The 2,097-nt window shown below is 67.6% G+C and carries 1 protein-coding gene and 1 pseudogene; one reads left to right on the top strand and one right to left on the bottom strand.

Features of this window, described 5'->3' with window-relative positions:
• A partial coding sequence (locus tag LQV45_RS27775; protein ID WP_230010100.1) for an NAD(P)-dependent oxidoreductase occupies positions 1-652 on the top strand: 652 nt, incomplete at its 5' end.
• 96 nt (positions 653-748) lie between these two features.
• Here the strand turns inward: LQV45_RS27775 and LQV45_RS27770 are convergent.
• Positions 749-2,097 (bottom strand): annotated as a pseudogene (locus LQV45_RS27770) (glycoside hydrolase); the annotation flags it as partial.

Genomic DNA, 2,097 nt, shown 5'->3' with positions numbered 1-2,097 from the left:
CGCCGAGTCGGCCGAGGGCCGCGCGGCCGCCTGGGCAGTCAACGTCACGGCCGTGGCGCGGCTGGCGCGCACCGCGGTCGTACACGACCTCACCCTGGTGCACGTGTCCTCGGACTATGTCTTCGACGGCACGCGCGCCACGCACGACGAATCGGAGCCGGTGGCGCCGCTGGGCGTCTACGGCCAGACCAAAGCCGCGGGCGACGCCGTCGTCAGTGTGGTGCCCCGGCACTACATTGTGCGCACGAGCTGGGTGATCGGTGAGGGCAACAACTTTGTCCGCACCATGGCCTCGCTGGCCGAGCGCGGCATCGAACCGTCGGTGGTTGATGACCAGATCGGGCGGCTGAGCTTCACCGAAGACATCGCCGCCGGCATCCGGCACCTGCTGGAATCGGGCGCCGAGTTCGGCGTCTACAACCTCAGCAACGACGGGGAGCAGCAGTCCTGGGCGGACATCGCCGCGGACGTCTACGAACTCTCCGGCAAGCCGCGGGAGGCCGTGACCGGTGTGAGCACCGAGGAGTACTTCAAGGGCAAGGCCGTCTCGCCGCGGCCGCTGAACAGCGCCCTCAACCTGGACAAAATCAAGGCGACCGGGTTCACCGTTCCTTCCGCGGCGGAGCGGCTGAGCGACTACCTCGGTTCCTGATTTAACGGTCTTCGCCCCGGGCACCTGAACGCAGACCGGCCCCCGCATGTGCGGGGGCCGGTCTCTTTTGCGTGGTGCGGCGTCAGCCGGGGCCGGCTAATACGTGAGCGATCGGCAACCCAGCAGAGAGTTGTTCAGGCTCAGCATCGAGACGGCGACGCCGTAGGCGCACACCCGGTACTGGCCGCGCTGGGTGATGGGGACCGTTGACGTGAAGCCGTGGTTGCCGACCGTGTCGAGGGACCGGTTGACGTCCGGGCGCTTCTGGTCGGCCATGAAGGCGTACCCCTTCCGGATCCCGTCAGGCGAGGTCACGTAGACGTGGTCCGGGATCGATGAGGCCGGGAAGGACGGATCCAGGGTCCAGCCGGATGCCTTGATGGAGGCTTTGCCGCTGATGACCTGGATCGAGGCGGCATCCAGGTAACCCATGGTGGCGGGTGTCGGGGCCGCGCTGATGGACTTGCAGCCCAGCAGGGTGTTGCCGGCCGTGACCGGGGCGATGCCGATGGCATAGGCGCACACGGTGTATTTCCCGGCACTGGTCAGCGGGACCGAGACCTGGAAACCGTGGTCACCCACCGTCTGCAGCGCGGCGTTGACGTCCGGACGCGGGCGGTTCGCGGTGAAGGCGTAGCCGGGATTGGTTCCGTTGGGCGACTGGACGTAGACGTGCACGGGCACGCTCTTGCCTGGCTGCACCGGATCCAGTGCCCATCCGCTCACCTGGAAGTTCGCGGCGTTGGGCGCCTGGGTGAGGGACACCGAATCGTAGGAGCCGAAGGGTGCGGGGTTGGCCTCGACGTTTGTGGTTTTGCAGGACAGCAGCACGTTGGCGTTTCGCCCGATCCCGTAGACGCACGCACGGTACGATCCCGGAACGGTGGCTTTGACCTGGTAGTCGAAGCCATGGGCCAGCCCCAGGCCGGTCGCGTCCGCGACATCCTTCCGGGCGACGTTGGCGCTCATCCGGTACCCGGTGGTTTTCCCGGCCGGGTCGGTGACGTAGGCGTCGGCATAGCTGGAAGCCGAGGGGTTGGCGAGGTCGGCTGCCCAGCCCTTGAGCTGTAGCGTGACCTTGTCGGCCGTGCGGACCTGGCCGAAGCTGTCGAAAGACCCCGTCGGTGCCTCCACCCCGGTGGCCCGGAGCGACTTGCAGTCCAGGAGTGTGTTGCCGAAGGACCCGATGGCGTAGGCACAGACCTTGTACGTGCCCGACGCCGTGATCCGGACCGTGCCGTCGAAGCCGTGCAACGGACCGTAACCGAGGGCCTGGTCAACATCGGGCCGGGGCTGGTTGGCCTGCCAGGCATAGCCCTTGGTGGTCCCGGACGGATCAGTCACGTAAATGTGGGTCTGGATCGAGGACGATGTCCTGGCCAGGTCTGCCGACCAGCCCCGGGCGCGCAGGGAGACCGCGGCGCCGTCGCGGGTTACGGAGAGGT

The organism is Microbacterium sp. Bi128 (assembly GCF_918698205.1).
Note: the sequence above shows the minus strand (reverse complement) of the source record. Positions and strands in the feature narration are given on the sequence as shown.